A 22,277-nucleotide genomic window follows, 5' to 3' on the forward strand; every position below is an offset into this window, starting at 1 on the left:
AAAAGGCTGTGTTTCTTAATAAGTTTAACATATTTATATTCATTTTAAAAAAGAACCGTCAGTAGTATTACAAACGGCTCCTTTGATTTTTCTTTAGATTAACTCTATATATTTTTCAATTAATTCATCATACTCGCCATTTTCAACCATTTCTTCAACAACGCCATTAATGACTTCTAACAAATCTTCGTTATCTTTATTCAAAATAACTGATTGACCTGTCTGAGCTTCTTCGTCAATGAATGGGAATTCTTCTAAAAGAACTAGTTTACCATCATTTTGCTTTATAAATTGAGCTGCTGCGACTTCGTCTAATAAAACAGCATCTAAACGGTTCGTTAATAGCGATTGAATTAAATCATTATTTTTCCCTAGAGAAGTTAAATTTGCATCAGGGAATTCACTTAGAATGATTCCTTCTTGAATTGAAGCTTTTTGAGCACCTAAGCGTTTCTCAGCAAAAGCTGAGGCATCTTCAAACTGTTCTGCGTCTTCGGCATGAACAACGAAGTAATCCGTTGTTTCATAATAAGGTGTTGAAAAATCCACTTGCTCAGCACGATCTTCAGTATAACCCATTCCAGCAATTAAGATATCCACACGATTTGTCTTCAATGAAGGGATTAAACCATCAAAGCCCATATTTTCAATAACGAGCTCTACCCCAATTTCGTCGGCAATCTTTTGTGCTAAATCAATATCTGCTCCAATAATTTCTTCTTGTCCATCTTCGATAGAAATCCATTCGAAAGGCGGATAATCAGCCGATGTTCCAACAACAAGTTGCCCTTTTTCTTTAATGCTCTCTAGCGTTGTTTGTGCTTTTGCGTTTGATAATGGTAAGACAAGTGATGCTAATAATATCACAGCTGTGATAACTTTCATTATTTTTTTCATTGTTACGCCTCCTGATATTGTCCGCTGATGCTTTCTATATTGCCTACTCTTCCGTTTGTTCAGCGTTTAATTCTGTATTCTTAGTTACGATTTCTTCCATTTGTCCTGATTCAGTCACATCAGCGATAACTTTATTGATGGCTTCCATTAAGTCAGTGTTACCTTTAGCCGTTACAGCAGCGAAACCTTCGTTTTCTTCTTCAACTTGGATGTCGTCTAGTAAGACAATTGCGTCACTGTTTAAGTTAACGAATTCACCAACGACGATACCGTCCATTAAAACTGCATCCACTCGTTTTGATTTTAGAGCTTCGATAAGATCGCCATTTTTGTTCATTGATACTAATTCAGCATCAGGAAGAACATCATTTAGTAAACTTTCTTGAATTGTACCTTTTTGAACACCAATCTTTAAATTAGCGAAATCTTCAATTGACTCAAAGTTTCCTTCTTCTCCAACAGGGACAACGAATTTACTATTTGTTTCATAATAAACTTCTGAAAAGTCTACTTGCCCAGCACGTTCTTCAGAATAAGTCATACCTGCAAGAACCATATCTACACGACCTGAGCTAACTGAAGGAATTAAACCATCAAAAGATGTATCTTCAATAACTAACTCAACACCAATTTCATCGGCAATTAATTGTGCTAGATCAGCATCAATCCCAACGACTTGTGCTTCGCCTCCATCTAGGACTACCCATTCAAATGGTGGGAAATCAGCACTTGTACCTACGACTAATTCACCTGCTTCTTGAATATCAGCTAATGTTTTTTGTGCTTCTGCAGGTTTCACTGATGCGAATAAACCTAATACGACAACGACAGATAATAATACTTTCATCATTTTTTTCATTTTTATTTCTCCTTTTTGTTTTATATGTAATTCAACGCGACTGTTAAGTATTCAAGTCTTGTATACAAATGTATACAAAAACACCCGTCTCTAGTTCCTTCGAACATAGAGACGGGTTTGAGACCGCGGTACCACTCTAGTTAACTCCTCTAAATAAACTAGAAGAATTCCCTCAAAATTGTTAACGCTCAGACAGCGAAGCAAGCTACTTATTCACTTGCCTGTCTCATAAGTGCGGTTCAACAATAATTCATCGGTAAGCTTCCACTCTACCTTACCTCGCTTTGATGAGCTTTATTGTTTACTCTCTTAATCTCAGACTTAATTTATTAACTTGAAATGAGTTTAGCAATTCTTATGACATAAGTCAACTGTTTTCCATCATTTTATTAAAATAAGTTTCATAATGTCGTCACTTTATCATTTTCTTCTAATGTTTAAAAGATAATGTAATCTTCGTAACCTAACCAATTTAATAAGCTTCGTGTTGGGAAATAAAGAATGATCGCCATGACAATATTAAAGATCAATGTCGGACTTAATCTTGAAACTAAAAAGCCTGTCATTGAGATCATTGATGTGCCTAATTCATTATAAAAGACGTAAACTAAGGCATCGAGAATTACAATCCCTACAAAGAATAACATCGCATGAACTGGCATCTTCTTTGGTAAATACTTTTTAACTTTAATAATTAAATAAGCAATAATAAAATATAAAGTAGCATAAACACCTAAGACTGTCGTGTTATACGAATCATAGAATAAACCAAAGATAAAACTATAAATTAAAATATTACTTTCACGAAAATAAAAAGCAAATGTCACAATATAGTACAAAGTGATATGTGATACGATCACTTGGCCATTCCCTAAAAATGCAGCTGGAAATATGGCTGGTAAGGCTGCATCAATAATTGTTGTTAGGAATAAAATTACAGGAATTGTCCACTTTAATCTTTGCCAACGATTGATTCTCATCTACTCACTCTGCCCTTCACCGATAATCACTGTTACAAAACGAATATCGGTCATCTCTCCCGCAGGTTCAATTTCAACAACTTGGAATAAGCCATAATCATCCATATAAGATTCAGCTACTTCCCCAATTAACAAAGTAGCTGGAGTGATTCCACCAAGACCTGATGTAATAACCATATCACCACTTGCCACTTCTGCAGCTGGATCGACTTGAGTCATAATATAATGTCCGGTTCTTGGATCATATGAACTCACAATACCATTGGCAGATGAATCACCTTGCGTTTGGATTCTTGCAGAGACCATGCTTTCGTTTTGTTGTTGTGTTGTTAATAACATCACTTTAGAACTTGTTGGGTTTACTTCGACAATACGTCCAATTAAACCATTCCCAGCCATGACAGACATGTCTTTTTTGATACCTTCATTGGCACCAACATTAATTGTTAGAGTTTCCATCCATTGGTCAGGGTTTCTAGAAATGACCGTGGCATTAACACGAGTAAAGTCACTTAATGTTTCTGATAAATCTAATTCTTGACGCATTTTTTCATTTTCTGTTTCTAAATCTGCAATTCTTACTTGCATCTCATCGATTTCATCGATTTTAGATTTTAAACTTTGATTTTCTTCAAAGGTATTTATTAATTCATCAACTGAATCAACAAAATTCACTACGATATTCACGGGAGCAGAGAAGACTCTTCCTACCCACGCACCGGTTTCATTGACTGCACTACTGACAACATTAGTAGTCCTATTATTCAGTGAAAAGAATACCAATGAAATTACGGCTATACCTGAGATAAGTAATCCGATTAATTTCTTATTATTTAACATTCATTCCTCTTCCTTACCTAAAAAACCCTAGCGTGAGCGACGCTCGTGTTCTTTACCTTGTTTATTTAGTTCTTTCAGCATCTTTCCTGCACCAATTGCGACACTATCGAGAGGTATCTTAGATAAGTGCACAGGGATACCAATTTCGTCATACAATCTTTCAGGTAGACGCTTCAATAAGGCGCCACCGCCCGATAGGACAATGCCAGATTCCATTATATCAACAGAAAGCTCAGGTTTCGTCACTTCTAATACTTGTTTAATTGACGTTACGATCATCGAGATGACTTCATCTAAGGCTTCAGAAACAACCTTAGCATATATAATTCGCTCATCTGGAACACCAGTTGCGATATTACGACCTTTAACGACCATCTTATCATTTTTATCATATTCAGTAAATTTCGCATTCCCAATTTCTATCTTCAATGCTTCTGCTTCACCATAGCCAATGGCTAATTGATAATTTTCTCGAACAAATGCTTGAATCGCTTCATTCATGCGATTCCCACCTGCACGGGTTGTAATATCATCTACTACTTCTCCGTAGGAAATTGTCGCTACATCTGTTGTTCCACCACCAATATCGACCACCATCTTTCCGCGGGGTTCGGATATCGATAAGTCAGCACCTAAAGCTGCTGCAAACGGCTCCTCAATGATCATAGCACGTGAAATTCCTAAGTCTTTAATGGCGTCAATCATTGCTCGTCTTTCAACTTTTGAAATATTACTTGGCACACAGATAACTACTTCTGGCCGTGAAATGGACCGATGAACAGCTTGTTTTATATAGTGCGATAACATCTGTTTTGTTAATCCGAAATTTGCAATAACCCCATCACGCATTGGCCGAATAATTTCATATTTGTCAGAGGTTCTTCCAACTAACTGCTCAGCTTCTTTTCCAAAGGCAACAATTTCACCAGTTTCTATTTGCTTGGCAACAATGGAAGGTTCTCTCAGCGCAATGCCTTTTTTCTCAATATAAATGATGGTGTTAGCAGTACCGAGGTCAATGCCTAGTCTTTGCTTATTCCAAAACATTGCTTCTCCTCCTTTTGACAAGAATATAATCATACCAAAACATTATAGCAAACCAATCAGTCAAAAAGCTACCAAACTTCACACTCTTAATAAAATTATATAAGTTTTTTTCATTTTGTAAACTAAATAACTAGGATTTACTCGAACTTCTTAAGTAAGACTTATTATTCTTCTAATTTTTTCCATAAAAAAAGGGCTGTCTTGCTAGCCCCTGGTAAAATTTATTTAAATATCGCTTTAATTTCTAAGTAATCTTCAATTCCGTAGTGGCCTTTCTCCCGGCCAACACCCGATTGTTTATAACCTCCGAAAGGTGCCGCATTGTTAACTGTCGCTCCGTTAACAATAACATTTCCTGTTCTAAGTTGACGAGCTACTTCTAAAGCTTCTTCTTCGTCACCCACAACAGCGCCGCTTAGACCGTATTCTGAGTCGTTCGCGATTTCAATGGCTTCAGCGACATCTTTATAAGTAATAACTGAAAGCACTGGGCCAAAGATTTCTTCTTGTGCGATAGTCATATCGTTAGAAACATTCACAAATACAGTTGGTTCAACAAAGTACCCTTTACGGTCAATTTCATTCCCACCAATAAGAACTTCCGCTCCTTCTTGTTTTCCTTTTTCAATGTATTCAAGAACTGTTTCTTTTTGTCCTTTTGAAACTAGGGGACCAACAACAACCTCTTTATCATTTGGGTCGCCGACTTTAGCCTCTTCGACATATTCAACAAGAGCCTTTTTCACGGCGTCAAGTTCATCTTCTGGCACAAGTAAGCGAGTTAACGCAGAACACGATTGTCCTGTATTATTTAATACCGTATCCATTGAAGATTTCACTGCTGTTTGTAAATCACCATTTTTTAAATAAACTAAGGCAGATTTACCACCTAGTTCAAGTACAAGCTTTTTAATGCCACCTTTAGCTCTGTCGAATAAATTACGACCGACATCCGTCGAACCTGTGAAGGAAATTAAGCCGACATCAGAATGTCCTGCTAAGTAGTCCCCTAAATCACTTCCGCTACCTGTAATTAAGTTGAAAACACCTTTAGGTAACCCAGCTTCATCAATGATTTCAGCTAGTATCATTGCGGTTATCGGTGTATCCGAAGCAGGTTTAACAACGACTGTATTACCTGCTAAGAGTGCGGGTGTAATTTTACGTTGAATTTGGTTTAAAGGATAGTTCCATGGTGTAACAGCTGCAACAACACCAACGCCCTCTTTCATAATGGTCGCATTCTCAATTTCTTCTATAAAATCAAATTGTTTTAATGCTTCAACAGAAGCCTCTAGTTCTTCAGCTGAACGAACAACTTGAGAATATTCACTAAAACTACGAGCAGATCCTAGTTCTGCTACGACTGAGTCTGTAATTTCCTCTGCTCTTTCACGAATGCCTTTTCCAATTTTTAAGACATATTCCGCGCGTTCTTCAGGTGATAACGTGTTCCAACTTGGGAATGCTCTTTTTGCAGCTGCAATAGCTTTATTCGCGTCCTCTTTATTTCCAATGGGAACTTTCGCAATGACTTCCTCGGTTGTAGGGTTAATAACATCTTTTGTCTCTGGGCTTTGACTATTTGTCCAAGCACCATCGATATACATTTGGTAAGATTTCACTAATATTTCCCCTTTCATGATTATAAGCATCATATGTTTAAATTCATTCAATAAATACATGAGTCACTATCAATATAATGGTTTAATATTTACTCTGTTCACAATTCAGTCTATCATCGGAAGCGCTTTCATTCAATTTATATGCATATAAAAAAGCTCAAGACAAATGTCCTGAGCCTTACTCTTTAAAGAGATTTTAATTAGTCATTGTTAACAAAATTATAGTTTATTAACGTTAGCTGCTTGAGGTCCGCGAGCTCCTTCTTCAATATCGAAAGATACTTCTTGACCTTCTTCTAAAGACTTGAATCCGTCACCTTGGATTGCTGAGAAATGTACAAATACGTCCGCTTCTCCATCACGTTCGATGAATCCAAAACCTTTACCAGCGTCAAACCATTTTACTTTTCCTTCTGCCATTTTCATAGCCTCCTCTTCGTGCCTAGCACTTGTATTATATTCTTGCTGATGGTACGAATTGAATTATTTAAAAAACTTTCTTACCTCTGACAAAAACATATGTTAATGTTATCACAATGGATAAAAAATGCAATATTTTTACATTTTTATTTAAAATTTTAATCAAATAAGTTCGTGGTTTCATGAATACTTAAATATTCATGCTGCCCTATAATCAAATGATCCAAAACATTAATCCCCATTAACTCACCACACGCAATCATTCGCCTAGTAAAGTGTAAGTCTGCTGGGCTTGGTTGTGTATCCCCACTTGGATGATTATGAGCGATGATAATTCGAGCCGTTGGATACTTTACCGCTTCTTTGAAAATCTCTCTAGGATGCGCGACAGAACTATTTACGGAGCCAATAAATATAGTCTGTTTCTTAATAATTTCATTTTTGGTATTAAGAAATAACACAACAAGATGTTCTTGATGTAAATCAGCCATTTCTGTAATGAGCCATTCCCCAGCAGACTTGGTAGACACAATATGTCCATACTTTGGTACTGCACTCGTCGCAATCCGGTAACCTAATTCTATCGCGGCTTTAAGCTCAATAGCCTTCACCGGTCCGACACCTTTGACTTGTTGAAACTCTTCAATGCTGGAATGTTTTAATTCATTTAAATTTTGAAAGTGATCGATAAATCGCAAGGCAAGATTGAGTACATTCTCTTCCCGCGTCCCTGTCCTAAACAATATTGCTAATAATTCCTGATCTGACAAAGCTTTTTCACCATAGGTCAGTAATCTTTCCCTCGGTTGCAAATCTTTTGGAACTTCTCGAATAAATGATTTTGAAATGTTCATAAAAAATACCTCCTTTTTGTGTATATATATAAATACGCAAAAAAGAGGCATTTCCATTATTTTATTTTCACTTTTTTCAAAAATAATTGTCTCACATCTGAAACAAAGTACAATGAACCTGTAACTAATAGGATTTTTTCCTTGGTCTCATCAGCTTTCTCAACAAATTCTAAAAGAAAACTTTGCCAGTCCTCAACCATCTCAAAAGAAGTATCAAGTAACTCATCTGCTAACTCTTCAAAATCATCAATCGACATCGCTTTTCGATGATCGAATTGAGTTAAATAAAGATTATCAGCTTCAAAGGATTGTAATATCGGCAATTGCTCATCTTGATTTTTTGTTGATAAGCCTGCATACAAAATAGTGATTTCTTTATCATAGAAATATTCATCGACCAATGATTTTAGAGCAGTTAAACCATGCGCATTATGAGCACCATCGATATAAATAATTGGGTTTTCCGAAATTTTCTCCATTCGGGCCATCCATTTTGTATGTTTTAACGCATAAGCAGCATCTTCAAAATTAATGTACTGACCGTGATGTGACATCCAAGCAATAAATGCTTTTAAGGCAATTGTAGCATTATCTATTTGATAACGTCCTAGCATTGTAATTTGCCAATTTCGAACATGTTTTTGACCGTCAACGACTTGCCAAAAGTCAAATGATGATCCATTTTCTTTTAAGTTTTGGATATTGTCAAAACCATAATCGACATCAAATTTCACATGCGAACCGTTCATTAATTTTGCACGCTCACTTACGACATTTAAGGGAGAGGCTTGGATGGGACCAGTGACTACAATCGATTTTTCTTTAATAATCCCTGACTTTTCAGTAGCTACTGCTTCAACAGTATCTCCCAATAAATCTTCATGATCTAATCCAATTGTAGTTAATATCGCTAAATCAGCTTTAAATACATTGGTACAATCATTTTCCCCACCAATACCTACTTCAATTAAACAAACATCTGGTTGTTTTTCCTGGAAGTACAAAGCCATCATGACAGTATATAGTTCAAAGAAAATTAAACGTCCATATTCAGTTGTTTCCATATATTCATTGACTTCAACCATTTGTTCGATAATTCGAATTAAATCATCATCACTAATATTTTCGCCATTGTAACTGATTCTTTCGTTAAATCGCATAATGTGTGGTGATGTAAATGTTCCAACAGCTAGTCCTTGGCTTAATAACAATTCTTTAAGAAAAGTGGTTGTTGATCCTTTACCATTCGTTCCAGTTATATGAATAACTGGAAGTCCTAGGTGTGGATTATTAACATAGTTCATTGCTGTTTCAATTTTCTTAAGTCCAATTCTTTGTTTAGGATTTTTTTGTGCATCTAGCCAAGCCGTTGCTTGTTCGACAGTAGTAAATTTCATTTTATAATCAAGACTCCCCGTTAATATAATTCGAATATTAACTCCCCTGAAAATAATACTTCTTGTTCATTGCCCAATTGTTTCTTTTAGGGAATACTCGTTTTTTTTTATAGTGCTTTTAATTCTGCAATTCTTTCGGTAACTGCAGTTAATTGTTTGTTATAGTCTGCTTCTTTAGCACGTTCTTCATTTACAACGGCTTCAGGAGCTTTTTTAACAAAGTTTTCGTTACCTAATTTTTTAACTAAACGTTCAACTTCTTTTTCTAGTTTAGCTTTCTCTTGTTCAAGACGTTTGATTTCGTCTTCAATCTTAATTAAGCCCTCTAATGGCATTAAGATTTGCGCGAATGGTAAAGTTTGTGTTACAACCTCACTTGGTGTTTCAACTTCGCTACCAATTTCTAAATGCTCTGGGTTACAGAATCGGTGAATATAAGCAATGTTATCTTCTAATACGTTACGATCTGATTCGTCTGTTACTTTGATGTATAAATCAACCGCTTTTGAAAGTGGTGTATTCATCTCATTACGAATTTGACGAACTGAGCGAATAATATCAATTAATTTCGTCATTGCTTCTTCACTATCTTTGTCAATGAACTTATCTTGTACAGTTGGATAGTTTGATACAACAATTGACTCGTCTGCGGGAGCAATTTGTTGCCAAATTTCTTCAGTCACGAATGGCATAATTGGATGTAATAGACGTAAGAATTGGTCTAGAACATATACTAAAATACTTTTCGTTGTTGTATTGTCTGTACTATCATCTTGTAAGTTTTCTTTTGTCATTTCGATATACCAATCGCAGTAATCATCCCAAATAAAGTGGTATAACACACGACCCGCTTCACCAAACTCAAACTTATCGAATAAGCGAGTAACATTTTCTGTTACGGTTTGTAAACGTGATAAGATCCAACGATCCGCTAAGGTCATATCATCACCAATCTGAACTTCATCAAGCGTCATATCATCCACATTCATTAATACATAACGACTTGCGTTCCATATCTTATTAATAAAGTTCCATGCTGATGATAGTTTTTCTGGAATATAACGAACATCTTGCCCTGGCGCTGAACCATTCGCTAAGAACCAACGTAATGCATCCACACCATACTCTTCAATTACGTCCATTGGATCAATTCCGTTACCTAAAGATTTACTCATCTTACGTCCTTCAGGGTCACGAATTAAACCATGCATTAAAACATTCTTAAACGGTCTTTCACCAGTAAATTCTAATGATTGGAAGATCATACGACTTACCCAGAAGAAGATGATATCATATCCAGTTACTAGCGTATTTGTTGGGAAGTAACGTTTAAGATCGTCAGTTTCTTCTGGCCAACCCATCGTTGAAAATGGCCATAATGCAGATGAGAACCAAGTATCTAATACGTCTTCATCACGTTCCCAGTTTTCGATATCTGATGGTGCTTCTTCACCAACATATACTTCATTTGTTTCTTTATGGTACCAAGCTGGAATTTGATGTCCCCACCATAATTGACGTGAGATAACCCAGTCATGAACATTCTCCATCCAAGTAATAAATGTATCATTAAATCTTGGTGGGAAGAATTCTACCGCATCATCAGTCTTTTGATTATCGATCGCTTGTTTAGCTAAAGGTTCCATTCTTACGAACCATTGAGTTGAAAGATATGGTTCTACAACAGCCCCACTTCTTTCAGAGTGTCCTACAGAGTGTAGGTGTTCTTCAACTTTAATTAAGTAACCTTGTTCTTTTAAGTCTTTAACTACTTCTTTACGTGCTTGGAAACGGTCCATGCCTTCGTATTTTCCACCGTTAGCATTAATTGATCCATCTTTATGCATCACATTTAGACGTTCTAAGTCATGACGATTTCCTACTTCAAAGTCATTAGGATCATGCGCTGGTGTAATCTTAACCACACCTGTTCCGAACTCACGTTCCACGTATTCATCGGCTACAACTGGTATTTCACGGTTCATTAGAGGTAATAGAACAGTCTTACCGATTAAGTGTTGGTAACGTTCATCTTCAGGATGAACTGCAATTGCAGTATCTCCTAACATCGTCTCAGGACGAGTGGTCGCAATTTCTACACGCTCATCTGAACCAACAACTGGATATTCAACATGGTAGAATGCTCCTTGAACATCTTTATGGATAACTTCAATATCAGATAAAGCTGTTTGTGCTACTGGATCCCAGTTAATGATGTATTCACCGCGATAAATTAAATCTTTCTCGTATAATTTAACAAATACTTTATTAACCGCTTTGTTTAAGCCATCATCTAGGGTGAATCTTTCACGAGAGTAATCAACAGATACCCCCATTTTTCCCCATTGTTCACGAATGTGTGAAGCATACTCTTCTTTCCATTCCCATGTTTTTTCTAAGAATTTCTCACGACCTAAGTCATGTCTTGAAACACCTTGTTCACGTAATCTTGCTTCAACTTTTGCTTGAGTTGCGATTCCGGCGTGGTCCATTCCTGGTAACCATAACGTATCGTAACCTTGCATACGTTTTTGACGGATAATCATATCTTGTAAAGTAACGTCCCAAGCATGTCCTAAATGAAGTTTACCTGTCACGTTAGGAGGTGGAATAACGATTGAATAAGGTTCTGCATTCGGATTCTCACTCGGTTTAAAAACACCCTTTTCTAGCCATTGTTCATATTTGCCCGCTTCAACTTCTTGCGGTTGGTACTTAGTTGATAATACTTTTTTACTCATTATGTCAATCCTTTCTAAGTATAATTATTTTTAGTATGCATTATTAAATCGTATCACTTTATTTTTCTCACAAAAAAAGTCCTATGTCTGAACATAGGACGACGTTATCGTGGTACCACCTAATTTAATGATTACTCATTCTCTTTGTTCGTATCGAAGTGTCATCTCCGTAAAGCACTCAAAAATATCTTCGCACTTTATTGCTCCAAGCTACCTTCATCAACATTAGGAACTTTCACCGATTGTTCCCTCTCTGTAGTGTGCTGTCGATTACTCTTCTCTTCTTAGCAATGTATTAAAATATAGACATAGTGTATCAAATCTTACTACATTCTACAAGTAGCCGACGGCTCATTTTACACAGTTTATTCAACTTAGTTTAACTCAATTTGGTTAAATACATTTGATAAACTGTCTTCGAAAGTTAAAGCCCCTTGTTGACCCGCTAGAATGATTGTTTTATTAATAACCACTAAATATTCGCCACCAAAATAATTTACTAAACCAGCAGCAGGATATACGACTAAAGAAGTTCCTCCAATGATTAGCATGTCTGCTTCTTGAATAGCTTTAATCGCATGATTGAGAATATCTTGATCTAAACCTTCTTGGTACAAGACAATATTCGGTCGAACGATTCCTTGATCATCCGGGCATCTTGGAATGCCATCAGCATCTCTTTCTAACTCTGAAATTGTAAATTCTCGATGACATTTTAGACAATAATTTTCTCTCACCGTTCCATGCAGTTCATAGACTGTCGTACTTCCCGCATCTTGATGCAAGCCGTCAATGTTTTGTGTAATGACTGTGACGTCTTTATTTACCTTTTCTAGATCAGCAATAAATTGATGCGTTGAATTTGGTTTTGCATCAGGATAAATTAATTTATCAAAGTAAAAATCAAAGAAAACTTTAGGATGCTGTTGAAAGAATGAGTGCGAAATAATTTCTTCGGGTGAATATTGGTAACCGGTCTCTTGAACAAAGATTCCTTCTGCCGAACGAAAATCTGGAATCCCACTTTCAGTCGATACACCTGCCCCACCAAAGAAGACGATACGCTTTGAATCTTTTATTTGTTGTTGTAACTTTTCAATATTATTCATAATAGCCTCCTGATGTCATTGTTAATATTCATATTACTAAAAAACTCTTTATTTTTCATACAAATGACTTTGCTGAAAAATAAGATGTCATTGTTAATATTCATATTACTAAAAAACTCTTTATTTTTCATACAAATGACTTTGCTGAAAAATAAAGAGTTCTAATTAATAACGCTCGTAATTTTTAAAGAGTTCCTCTAAATCAGCAATCTCTTTTTGAAGTCTTTCGCCAACGGTTGTCTCTTTAACTCTTGTTCGGTCTTCTACACGATCAACCAAACGTTTAACTGATACGATATCTTTCTTATTCATCACCGCATCATCAATCGAATCAAATGGTTGGTGAGCTACTAACTGCATTCCCCAACTGTTTGATAATAAAGTATAGCCGGCAATTCCAGTTTGTGAATGATATGGTTTTGAGAAACCTCCATCAATTACAATCAAGCGACCATTTCCTTTAATTGGGCTCTCGCCGTCTTTTGCTTTGACGGGTGTATGACCATTAATAATATGTGCTGTCTTATCCAGCCCAAATTCATGTAAAATATCTAAACAATTAATCTCATTATTTCTTAATTGGTAGTACGGGTTCTTAGGTTCTTTATGCGTTTCCTTATCTTCGACGTAATAACGTTCAAATGTCTTCATCGCACCTTTTCCAAATAGGGAAGACGAATCTCCACACCATAAATACCACATAATATCCGTTGAGAAATCATCTGAAACTTCTCTATTAATGAAAGCTTTGTAAACATGAGTTTCAAAGAAATCGAGTAACTCTTTTCCAGCATAAGACATATTATCAATACGTAATGATTTAAAGTCGCCATTTTCATGCATTGGAATTCCACCATGAATAAGTAGGTTGTTATTGTAAACTAAATACATTCCTCCATTATCCAATAAGAAGTTAATGTGGCGTCTAAGTTTTTCACTTCCTAAGAATGAATCTTTTAGCTTCTCAAGTAATGCTTCTTCTTCCTCTGTTAGCTCATTAGGATTATCCCAGTTTACTGTTGGTGCATGGAAGTTACTTAAAGCATACTCTTTTCCTTCAATCTTAATTGTTTCTTTTTCTGGATTAATGGCACTCAACATGTCACGATTTTCCATCATAAAATCAGGACGTCTAGTATACAGTTGTCCCTCTAGTTTCAATTGAAGAATACTTGTTGCTTGTTGGATAATATTTAAAATTCGATATTCTAATTCAGAAACTTCATTGATATCGCTCAGTCTAGGATTGAATTTATCGATAGGCTCATAGTATTTATCTGCATACTCAATTAATGGTCTAATGTTAATTCCATATGACTCTTCAATGACATCTAAATTATTGTAACGAGATGAGATACGAATCACATTCATAATTGAAACAAGTGAACCTGCCATCGCTGCCATCCAAATAATATCATGGTTCCCCCATTGGATATCAATACTTGGCACGGCCATTAAACGGTCAATAATCTTATCTGGTGCGGGTCCTCGATCATAAATGTCTCCAACAACGTGTAAATGATCAACGACTAAATGTTGGATCGCAATACATAAAGAACGGATTAATGGTTTCGCTTGCCCTAATTCAATGACTTTATCAATAATTGTATCAAAGTAATCTTCTTTATTTGAAACTGGATTCGATTCTGAAAGTAATTCATCAATAATATAACGGTACTGTGAGTCTAACGTCTTTCTCACTTTCGAACGAGTATATTTTGTACTTGAGAATAAAGTTACTTCAATTAATAAATGAATTTGTTTACGATACCAATGAATAATCTCTTCGCTATTTAAACGATTCTCTTCCAATGTTATCTTGCCTGTTGGGTAATAGATTAATACGCTTAAATCGTCAATATCTACATTATCACGGTCTTTAAAGCAGCTTGCTACCTTTTCCTTAATACTCCCTGAACCGTTACGCATAACGTGGTTAAAAGCGACATACTCACCGTGCAAGTCACTCACAAAGTGCTCAGTCCCTTTAGGTAATTGCATAATTGCTTCTAAATTAATAATTTCTGTTAGTACACTTTCCTTAGTCGGAAATTTCTCCTTTAAAAGTGCATAGTATTTATTATTCATTCCTAATCACCCCTTTAATATATAATAGTACATTTTCTACAAAAAGACTTTATATTTATTATAATTTTATTTTATTCCTTCTAAATGTTTGTCTAATATTACTTCTACATGCCAAAAATATAGCTAAAAGCAAAAATAACCGCCCAAAATAATATTTGGGCGGTTAATTAGTCATTGTATTTTGGGATATAACTTATATTATAGTTTATCTGCAGCTTCTAAAGCTGAGTCATAATCAGGTTCGTCAGCAACCTCGTCGACGATTTGTTTGTATTGGATGACTCCATCTTTATCTACAACAAATACAGAACGCGTTGTACGAACGTCTCCACCTAATTCAATATCTAAACCATACGCTTTACCGAATTCTCCATCAGCATCCGTATAAGTATCAACATTAAGTTCGTTTTCTTTATTCCACTCATTAAATTCATCCACTGTATTACGACCTAGTGTAATGTATTTATAACCTTTGTCAGCTGTTTTCTCAGCAAAGTTCTTAGTTTGTAATTCACATGTACGAGTTAATACATCAGGTACAACACTTAGAATTGTTACATTGCCTTTAATGACATCTGCTAATTCTACTTTGTCACCTTTGTTGTTAGTAACTGTTGCGTTAGGTGCTTTGTCCCCTACTGAAGGTTGAGTACCCTTAACTTCGATTGGATCGCCTTTAAATGTTACTTGCATGATATAACTCCCTTTCATATTTTAATACTATAGTTATTATATCGCTTGCAAGTGAATACTTCAAAGATTCTGATTGCCTATTACAGTAAGTTTGCAAAATTAGCTTCTTGGTTTTTTATATAATCTTCATCGATTTTTTCGATGTGTGTATTCTCAACGGCATCTTTTACTAAGGCTTCGACATCTAGAGCAAGTTCATAGTCTTCAATTTTTTCTTGTTTTGGTTTCGTATGAGGCGCTGTTGGTGCAAATACTGTACAGCAATCTTCATAAGGTTCATTTGAAATATCAAAGGTATCGATCTTCTCAGCTAAGGCGATGATTTCGTTTTTATCTGTCGCAATTAATGGTCTGAAGATCGGGGTTGATGTCACTTCATTGATAACACGCATACTCTTAATTGTTTGAGAAGCGACTTGTCCTAAAGATTCCCCGTTAACAATTGCGTCCGCATTATTTTGTTCAATGAGTTGATCCATGATTCGCAACATAAAGCGTCTCATTACAGTCATGGATTCGCTGTCCGGTACATGCGCTTTGATTTCTTCTTGGATTTTAGCAAATGGGACGTTGTGGAACTTAATTGGCATTCCAAAGTGTGCTAATTTAGCGGTTAATTTTTTCGCTTTTTCTAAAGCTTGTGGACTTGTATACGGTGGACTACTGAAGTGAACGGCTTCAATCTCCATCCCACGGCGCATCATTAAATACCCTGCAATGGGTGAATCAAAGCCACCCGATAACATTAACATACCGCGCCCACTTGAACCGTATGGCATCCCTTGTAGTCCTGGGTAGGATAATAAACTTAAGTAAGCTTCATCTTTAAGGTGGATACTCACTGTCAGTTTATAGGTTGGTCGTGTCATCTTAACAGCTAAGTTTTGATAGGCTTCCCCGATAACATCTCCGACTTCACGTTGAATTGCGTACGTATCAAGTTCAAATTCTTTATCTGATCGTTTAGCCACTACTTTAAAGGATTCACCGTCTTGAATATTCAATTCACTAAATAATTCTAAAGCTCTTTTTTTAATTGCATCCATGTCTTTTGCGACAGGATAAACTGGTTCAAAACGTGAAATTCCTGGGATATCTTTTAATACTTCAATGAGCTCTTCGTAACTTGCTTGTTCGCATTTAATAAACATAAAATCACGGTTTGGATAAATTTTAATACGTTCAATATGTTTTGTCTTATGTCTAATTTGTTCCGCCATCTTCTGTTGGAACATTTTACGGTTTTTACCTTTTGTCGATAATTCTCCGTAATGAATTTTAATTTGTTTTTCTTCCATTATAACTCCCCTTTAGGCGTAATTCTTAAATTGTTCGGTTACTTGTTCTAAGGTTGTAAGTAAATAATCAACGTCTTTATCTGTTGTTGTATGTGCCATACTCAGTCTGATCGCTGATTTACTAATCTCATCAGGTATATTCATGGCTTTTAACGTCGCGTGTTCTTGGTGTGAGCGACTTGCACATGCACTTGTCGTTGATACAAAAACAACATGCTCTTCTAAGGCATGTAATAATACTTCGCCCGGAACGGGTGCTAAGGCTGCACAGACAATATGCTCACTACCAGTTGCCTCAGCAAATACCTGCCAATCAAGATTTGTTAACGTATCAATAATTCTACTGCGGTAGTCTGCTAATCTTTCTTTTGTATCTACTTGGATTTCATTCATTTTTCTTAGCGCTCGACTTGTCGCCACTATTCCCGCTAAATTCTCAGTACTACTACGTCTACCTGTCTCTTGTCCACCACCATGAAGTAAAGGCATGTTAGGAACACGTTGACGATGGGCTAGTATGCCTACCCCGCGCACTGAGTGGAATTTATGACTTGATAAAGTAATCATGTCAATGCGTGGTTCACGCAGTAATTCGATCTGTGAAGTGATGGTCTGAACGCCGTCCATATGCCAAATCACTTGTGGGAATTTCTGCAATAAAGTTGCGATTTCTTTAACAGGTTGAATCGCTCCAACTTCATTGTTTACGCCCATGACTGACACTAGTAGAACTTCATTATCTAGTAAAGATTCAAAGTGAGCCAAGTCAATCTGTCCGTTGCCATCAACGTTTATCAGCTCCACTTGGTAACCCAATGATTCTAATAGTGGAATTTGTTTCATTGTAGCTGGATGCTCAATCGAAGAAATTAATACTTTGTTTCTATTAGGATGAATTTGTTTAATTGCTTTTAAGATCGGTTGCATGACCCAGTTATTCACTTCGGTCCCGCTTGAAGCAAAGTAAATTTCATTGCTTTCAAAGCCTAATATTGTAGCAATTTGTCTGCGTGCAGATGTCATTAAAGCTTTAGCTTCTTCTCCAAGTTTATGTGCACTTGAGGGATTCCCAAAGTAATTTAATGACACTTTCTGATAAATATCCAGAATCTCAGTTGTCGGCTTTGTTGTTGCACTATTATCGAAATAATACATGGCATTTCTCCTTCTACAATTTTTCTTATCTATAAAATTATTCTAAAAACAGCACCAAACATTATAACATAGCTTTGATTAGATGTCAGTGTATATATAATATTTCCTAAACATAAAAAAAAACCTTTGAATCGACTAAAAGTCAAAATTCAAAGGTTATTGTATTGTTTAGAATACGCGATTTTGTTTTTCTTGTTGATACATACGTCTAACTTGAGTCGGACCTTCACGGTCAACACGGTATAAAGCTTTTTCAATAACATTTAAAGCTTCGTCGTAGCGGAATTCATCATAGAATAAGTATTCTGCTTCATGAATGGCTTGATCCATCTCAGGATAGTCAAAGCGGAATCGGTTACTATGTTGAATCATATATTCAGTTAGTGTTGCACTATCGACAGTAGACTCAGTTAATTCATCTAATTTATTTAAGTTTTCAGCTAATTGTTTCTCTAAGCCTTCAATTTCAACCATATCAATGCGAACACGATTTAGTTGTTTAGATAAATATTCAATCTCGTCTGTCACTTTGTAGAATATCTCATAGTAATTAGAACTTAAACCTGGTAAATGTTGCTTCTCTAAGCGTCGCTTCATGTTACGTAAATCAAGTTCATATGAATCTAAGTTTGTTTTCGCTTCACGCTCGCGTGCATTAAGTTGTCCTAAATCTTTAACGATTTTTTGTTGCTTGCTATCGTATTCATTTAAATTCTTTTCAATACGACTTAATTGTTCTGCAACTTGAGTAAAGACTGCACCATCGGATTCAATCGTTCCGGCAGTGTCAGTAAAACGTCCATACTCTGCGTTAATTTGTTCAGTTAATTCACCGATTTGATCAACTTCGTTCTCGTGTAAGATATAACTTTGCGCGATGCGGTCTACTTCAATCCCTGCATAACGATTATTTTCTCTTACTTCTTCGAAACGCGTGCGCAATTGATTAATATGTGTATTCACATAATTCTTCGCTTCAATTTCAGCTTCCATAAAGTCATATAATGAATTAATTTCACGGTCTGCTTTATCCATTAATGTTTGCGCGTCAACTAAGTCGGCATTTTTAATGTGATTTTTCGCTTCGTTCAGTTTTTCTTGAATTTCTTCTGCTTTCTCAGGAACGTCCACGCCTTCGAAGTTAAAGTGACTTTCAAGCATTTTTTGGTGTCCATCAAGAATATCTTCTAAAGCATCTTCGTAATCTTTCTTAATCTTGTTATACATTGAAGGTAGTTTCTCAAGAATGTCTTCTAAGCTACCTAAGTCTGCTTCTATTGTATCTAACATATCATCCGCTTCAATATGATCGCCCGCTGTTGTTAATTCATTGTAACGAGTAAAGTTTAACTCTAAATATTGTAAGTTTTTCTCTAACGTTTCAATGGCTGGTCCATAGTCAAATGAATGATTCATAATACTTTTACGAGCAGTGTTGTATCGTTCAAGTAGCGCTTCATTACGTTCATGATTATCTTCACTAATCTTTAGTAAAGCCGTTAACTCATCATGTAAATCGTGTACTTGGACTTCTGTTTCATCAAGTAAGTCACGTGCTTCGTCTAAAGCTGTCTTAGCCTTCATTAAGTTCATTTGTTCGCTGTATTGCTCAGCACCAACTAACATCGCTTCAATTTCAGTAAATTGGAAGTTTGTTAGAGTTTGCCAAGTTGCTACAAGGCTTTCATATTTACGTTTCGTTTGGCCCGCTAAGTCCATATTCTTTAACGTAAACAACTGATCAGCAATTGAAATGCTCATCATCTCGTCTTTACGATTCTCTAGTTCTCGAATCTCTTTCGCACGCTGCGTTCTTAGATAAAAAATAACCCCCGATGCAACAAGAAAGAGGATAACGATGATAAATAAAATATCAGTAAAGGTTAAATTCATTGTCTCGCTCCTCATCAATCAGTATATATATGTGTTTTAAATTTACTACATAAATTGTCAATCTAGATTATAGCATTTACAAGTCATTAATTAAAGTATTTATCTAGATAAATAAAGGCATTAGCGTTAATGACATCGTTTATGTTCTCGATGTTCCATCTTTTTATCTAAATCAACTTTATTTCTGTACTAATATAGACAAGATATTTACTTGTCATCATACTACTTGTATATATAAATCATTCCAAACCTGTCAAATTGTTCTATAGTACACCCATACACTTACTATAATAACAGAAATGATTATAAATTATCACTATATATGTAAATAATTCAATAAATTACTGAAATTCGATTTATTATATTAAAAATACTAATTCTATTATAGAAACATGCTATACTATATTTATTATATTCGAAAGGTTGGGTAAATAAATGAAATCTTTATTACTTTTCTCAAGTTTACTTATGCTCTCCACTATAAGTGTTCAAGCCCAGGATGATTTTAGTATCGGGATGGTCACGGACGTTGGAGGTATTGATGATAAATCCTTCAACCAAGGTGCCTGGGAAGGCATGCAACGTTGGGGTGAAGAACACAGCAAAGAACAAGGTTTGAATGGCTTTTCTTATTTCCAATCAGATACTGAAGCTGATTACATTACAAACCTAAATCTAGCTGCTCAAAACAATATCGATATTATCTTTGCCATTGGCTACAAATTACAGCCAGCTGTTCAGGAAACTGCAGAACAATATCCTGATCAATACTTCGGTATGGTCGATTCAGTCGTTGACTTACCAAACGTTGCTTCTTTAAACTTCGCCGATGAAGAAGCTGCTTTTCTTGCTGGTGTAGCTGCAGCGACTACGACTCAAACGAATAAAGTTGGATTCGTTGGCGGTGTTGAGGGCGTTGTTATTGATAAGTTTGAAGCCGGCTTCGTTGCGGGTGTTCAAGCCGTCGACGATTCTATTGATATCGAAATTCAATATGCAGGAAGTTTTACCGATCCATCAATTGGTCGTACAATTGCTGCGACGATGTATTCGAATGATATTGACGTCATCTTCCATGCTTCAGGCCCTACTGGTAACGGTGTATTCTCAGAAGCTAAAGACTTAGTAAGTATTGAACCTGACCGAGATTTATGGGTCATCGGTGTTGATTTAGACCAAAGTGCTGAAGGTGAAGTAGATATTGATGGTGAAACTCGCAATATCAACTTAACTTCTACTTTAAAGAACACTGGGAATGCCATTCACTCTTTCAGTAATACTATGATGGAAGAAGGCTTTGAACCTGGCATCCAATGGTTTAACCTTGCTAACGATGGTGTAGGTATCGCAGAAGGAAGATTAACCGATGAATCATTAGAAGTCATCGAAGATTACAAACAACAAATTATAGACGGAGACATTGAAGTTCCAGATGCTCCAGAATAATATATACTAATAATTTAAATATCAGGATCACTTTTGTGGTCCTGATATTTTTTGTCTTTTTTAATATTCGATTGTCTTTTTTAATAATCCATTCATTTTAAGCAATAAGTAAGCCTATTATTATACCCTATGACAGAAAATAACGAGTGCCGTTTAGAATACGTTCTAAACTGACACCCGTTATGTAAATTGCTATGTGTGATTAAATCTTTACTAAAGATTAGCCTAATTTGTTGTAGTACTCAACAACTAATGACTCATCAATTTCAGCATTTAATTCGCTACGTTCTGGTAAACGAGTTAAAGTACCTTCTTTAGAGTTTTCGTCATAAGAGATGAAGTCTAAACGAGAAACAACGTTTTCTAAGTTCTCTTTGATTAACGCTAATTCTTGAGATTTTTCACGTAAACCAATAACTTGGTCTGGTGATACTAAGTATGATGGAATATCAACACGCTTACCATCTACAGTAACGTGACCGTGGTTAACTAATTGACGTGCTTGACGACGTGTATTAGCGAATCCTAAACGGTATACTAAGTTATCTAAACGAGTTTCTAATAACACCATGAAGTTTTCACCGTGTTTTCCTTCCATTTTACCTGCACGTAGGTATAATGTAGCGAATTGACGTTCGTTTAATCCGTACATGAAACGTAATTTTTGTTTCTCTTGTAATTGAGATCCGTACTCAGAGATTTTTCTACGAGAGTTGTTCCCGTGTTGTCCTGGTGCATAGTTACGTTTTGCGATTTCTTTCCCTGTTTCAGTTAAAGAGATTCCTAAACGACGTGATAATTTCCATGATGGTCCTGTATATCTTGACATAATTTAATTCCTCCAATAAGTTTTTTGGAGTAAAATAATTCTGTTTAAAACTCGAATGCGTGCATTCTGCTTTTCACTTTCACCATTAGCAGCCGCGGTTACTCGA

At 35.8% G+C, this 22,277-nt stretch carries 18 protein-coding genes and 2 other annotated features; of the genes, 1 reads left to right on the forward strand and 17 read right to left on the reverse strand.

Annotated elements, in window-relative coordinates:
* Window positions 1-93 precede the first annotated feature (93 nt).
* The 16 genes from FEZ33_RS01445 to FEZ33_RS01520 all read right to left on the reverse strand — a co-directional run bounded on the left by FEZ33_RS01445 (window position 94) and on the right by FEZ33_RS01520 (window position 19,896).
* A complete protein-coding gene (locus tag FEZ33_RS01445; protein WP_138403606.1) occupies window positions 94-897 on the reverse strand; it encodes a transporter substrate-binding domain-containing protein in 804 nt (267 codons plus the stop codon).
* Between the two features lie 43 nt (window positions 898-940).
* Entirely contained in the window at window positions 941-1,756 is an 816-nt protein-coding gene (locus tag FEZ33_RS01450) for a transporter substrate-binding domain-containing protein (RefSeq protein WP_138403607.1), read from the reverse strand.
* A gap of 104 nt (window positions 1,757-1,860) precedes the next feature.
* Window positions 1,861-2,082 (reverse strand) — a binding site (T-box leader).
* Between the two features lie 111 nt (window positions 2,083-2,193).
* Entirely contained in the window at window positions 2,194-2,736 is a 543-nt protein-coding gene (gene mreD, locus FEZ33_RS01455) for a rod shape-determining protein MreD (protein WP_138403608.1), read from the reverse strand.
* Entirely contained in the window at window positions 2,737-3,576 is an 840-nt protein-coding gene (gene mreC, locus FEZ33_RS01460; protein WP_138403609.1) for a rod shape-determining protein MreC, read from the reverse strand.
* A 27-nt stretch (window positions 3,577-3,603) separates the two neighbouring features.
* Window positions 3,604-4,623 (reverse strand): rod shape-determining protein, encoded by a 1,020-nt coding sequence (locus tag FEZ33_RS01465; protein WP_138403610.1) that lies wholly within the window; start codon window positions 4,621-4,623, stop codon window positions 3,604-3,606.
* Between the two features lie 221 nt (window positions 4,624-4,844).
* Entirely contained in the window at window positions 4,845-6,248 is a 1,404-nt protein-coding gene (locus tag FEZ33_RS01470) for an aldehyde dehydrogenase family protein (RefSeq protein ID WP_138403611.1), read from the reverse strand.
* Window positions 6,249-6,467: 219 nt separating this feature from the next.
* Window positions 6,468-6,668, reverse strand: a complete 201-nt coding sequence (locus tag FEZ33_RS01475) for a cold-shock protein (protein WP_138403612.1) — start codon at window positions 6,666-6,668, stop codon at window positions 6,468-6,470.
* A gap of 158 nt (window positions 6,669-6,826) precedes the next feature.
* Window positions 6,827-7,522: a RadC family protein gene (gene radC, locus FEZ33_RS01480; protein ID WP_138403613.1), complete on the reverse strand. Its 696-nt coding sequence runs from the start codon at window positions 7,520-7,522 to the stop codon at window positions 6,827-6,829.
* 56 nt (window positions 7,523-7,578) lie between these two features.
* A complete protein-coding gene (locus FEZ33_RS01485; RefSeq protein ID WP_138403614.1) occupies window positions 7,579-8,919 on the reverse strand; it encodes a bifunctional folylpolyglutamate synthase/dihydrofolate synthase in 1,341 nt (446 codons plus the stop codon).
* Window positions 8,920-9,026: 107 nt separating this feature from the next.
* The gene (locus FEZ33_RS01490; RefSeq protein ID WP_438942998.1) at window positions 9,027-11,663 is read right to left on the reverse strand and encodes a valine--tRNA ligase; all 2,637 of its coding nucleotides are present in this window, start codon (window positions 11,661-11,663) and stop codon (window positions 9,027-9,029) included.
* Between the two features lie 88 nt (window positions 11,664-11,751).
* Window positions 11,752-11,955, reverse strand: a binding site (T-box leader).
* Window positions 11,956-12,034: 79 nt separating this feature from the next.
* Entirely contained in the window at window positions 12,035-12,769 is a 735-nt protein-coding gene (locus FEZ33_RS01495; RefSeq protein ID WP_171031239.1) for an NAD-dependent protein deacylase, read from the reverse strand.
* A 165-nt stretch (window positions 12,770-12,934) separates the two neighbouring features.
* A complete protein-coding gene (locus FEZ33_RS01500; protein ID WP_138403617.1) occupies window positions 12,935-14,857 on the reverse strand; it encodes a fructose-1,6-bisphosphatase in 1,923 nt (640 codons plus the stop codon).
* 198 nt (window positions 14,858-15,055) lie between these two features.
* On the reverse strand, window positions 15,056-15,550 hold the full coding sequence (locus FEZ33_RS01505) for a redoxin family protein (RefSeq protein ID WP_138403618.1): 495 nt from the start codon (window positions 15,548-15,550) through the stop codon (window positions 15,056-15,058).
* A gap of 80 nt (window positions 15,551-15,630) precedes the next feature.
* A complete protein-coding gene (gene thiI, locus FEZ33_RS01510; RefSeq protein ID WP_138403619.1) occupies window positions 15,631-16,848 on the reverse strand; it encodes a tRNA uracil 4-sulfurtransferase ThiI in 1,218 nt (405 codons plus the stop codon).
* Between the two features lie 12 nt (window positions 16,849-16,860).
* The gene (locus tag FEZ33_RS01515; protein WP_138403620.1) at window positions 16,861-18,003 is read right to left on the reverse strand and encodes a cysteine desulfurase family protein; all 1,143 of its coding nucleotides are present in this window, start codon (window positions 18,001-18,003) and stop codon (window positions 16,861-16,863) included.
* Window positions 18,004-18,171: 168 nt separating this feature from the next.
* Window positions 18,172-19,896 carry a septation ring formation regulator EzrA gene (locus FEZ33_RS01520; RefSeq protein WP_138403621.1) on the reverse strand — a complete coding sequence of 575 codons (1,725 nt, stop codon included), beginning with the start codon at window positions 19,894-19,896 and terminating at the stop codon, window positions 18,172-18,174.
* A 435-nt stretch (window positions 19,897-20,331) separates the two neighbouring features.
* Between FEZ33_RS01520 and FEZ33_RS01525 the strand changes: the two genes are divergently transcribed.
* Entirely contained in the window at window positions 20,332-21,342 is a 1,011-nt protein-coding gene (locus FEZ33_RS01525) for a BMP family lipoprotein (protein WP_138403622.1), read from the forward strand.
* A 220-nt stretch (window positions 21,343-21,562) separates the two neighbouring features.
* Here the strand turns inward: FEZ33_RS01525 and rpsD are convergent, their stop codons facing one another.
* Window positions 21,563-22,171 carry a 30S ribosomal protein S4 gene (rpsD, locus tag FEZ33_RS01530; protein WP_138403623.1) on the reverse strand — a complete coding sequence of 203 codons (609 nt, stop codon included), beginning with the start codon at window positions 22,169-22,171 and terminating at the stop codon, window positions 21,563-21,565.
* Window positions 22,172-22,277 lie beyond the last annotated feature (106 nt).

The sequence above is a fragment of the Ruoffia tabacinasalis genome (assembly GCF_005864045.1).
GTDB lineage: Bacteria > Bacillota > Bacilli > Lactobacillales > Aerococcaceae > Ruoffia > Ruoffia tabacinasalis.

Excerpts from the sequence above, each read along its gene's own strand:
- FEZ33_RS01445 (WP_138403606.1), bottom strand. The coding sequence starts at position 897 with ATGAAAAAAATAATGAAAGTTATCACAGCTGTGATATTATTAGCATCA.
- FEZ33_RS01450 (WP_138403607.1), bottom strand. The coding sequence starts at position 1,756 with ATGAAAAAAATGATGAAAGTATTATTATCTGTCGTTGTCGTATTAGGT.
- mreD (WP_138403608.1), bottom strand. The coding sequence starts at position 2,736 with ATGAGAATCAATCGTTGGCAAAGATTAAAGTGGACAATTCCTGTAATT.
- mreC (WP_138403609.1), bottom strand. The coding sequence starts at position 3,576 with ATGTTAAATAATAAGAAATTAATCGGATTACTTATCTCAGGTATAGCC.
- FEZ33_RS01465 (WP_138403610.1), bottom strand. The coding sequence starts at position 4,623 with ATGTTTTGGAATAAGCAAAGACTAGGCATTGACCTCGGTACTGCTAAC.
- FEZ33_RS01475 (WP_138403612.1), bottom strand. The coding sequence starts at position 6,668 with ATGGCAGAAGGAAAAGTAAAATGGTTTGACGCTGGTAAAGGTTTTGGA.
- radC (WP_138403613.1), bottom strand. The coding sequence starts at position 7,522 with ATGAACATTTCAAAATCATTTATTCGAGAAGTTCCAAAAGATTTGCAA.
- FEZ33_RS01485 (WP_138403614.1), bottom strand. The coding sequence starts at position 8,919 with ATGAAATTTACTACTGTCGAACAAGCAACGGCTTGGCTAGATGCACAA.
- FEZ33_RS01495 (WP_171031239.1), bottom strand. The coding sequence starts at position 12,769 with ATGAATAATATTGAAAAGTTACAACAACAAATAAAAGATTCAAAGCGT.
- FEZ33_RS01500 (WP_138403617.1), bottom strand. The coding sequence starts at position 14,857 with ATGAATAATAAATACTATGCACTTTTAAAGGAGAAATTTCCGACTAAG.
- FEZ33_RS01505 (WP_138403618.1), bottom strand. The coding sequence starts at position 15,550 with ATGCAAGTAACATTTAAAGGCGATCCAATCGAAGTTAAGGGTACTCAA.
- thiI (WP_138403619.1), bottom strand. The coding sequence starts at position 16,848 with ATGGAAGAAAAACAAATTAAAATTCATTACGGAGAATTATCGACAAAA.
- FEZ33_RS01515 (WP_138403620.1), bottom strand. The coding sequence starts at position 18,003 with ATGTATTATTTCGATAATAGTGCAACAACAAAGCCGACAACTGAGATT.
- FEZ33_RS01520 (WP_138403621.1), bottom strand. The coding sequence starts at position 19,896 with ATGAATTTAACCTTTACTGATATTTTATTTATCATCGTTATCCTCTTT.
- FEZ33_RS01525 (WP_138403622.1), top strand. The coding sequence starts at position 20,332 with ATGAAATCTTTATTACTTTTCTCAAGTTTACTTATGCTCTCCACTATA.
- rpsD (WP_138403623.1), bottom strand. The coding sequence starts at position 22,171 with ATGTCAAGATATACAGGACCATCATGGAAATTATCACGTCGTTTAGGA.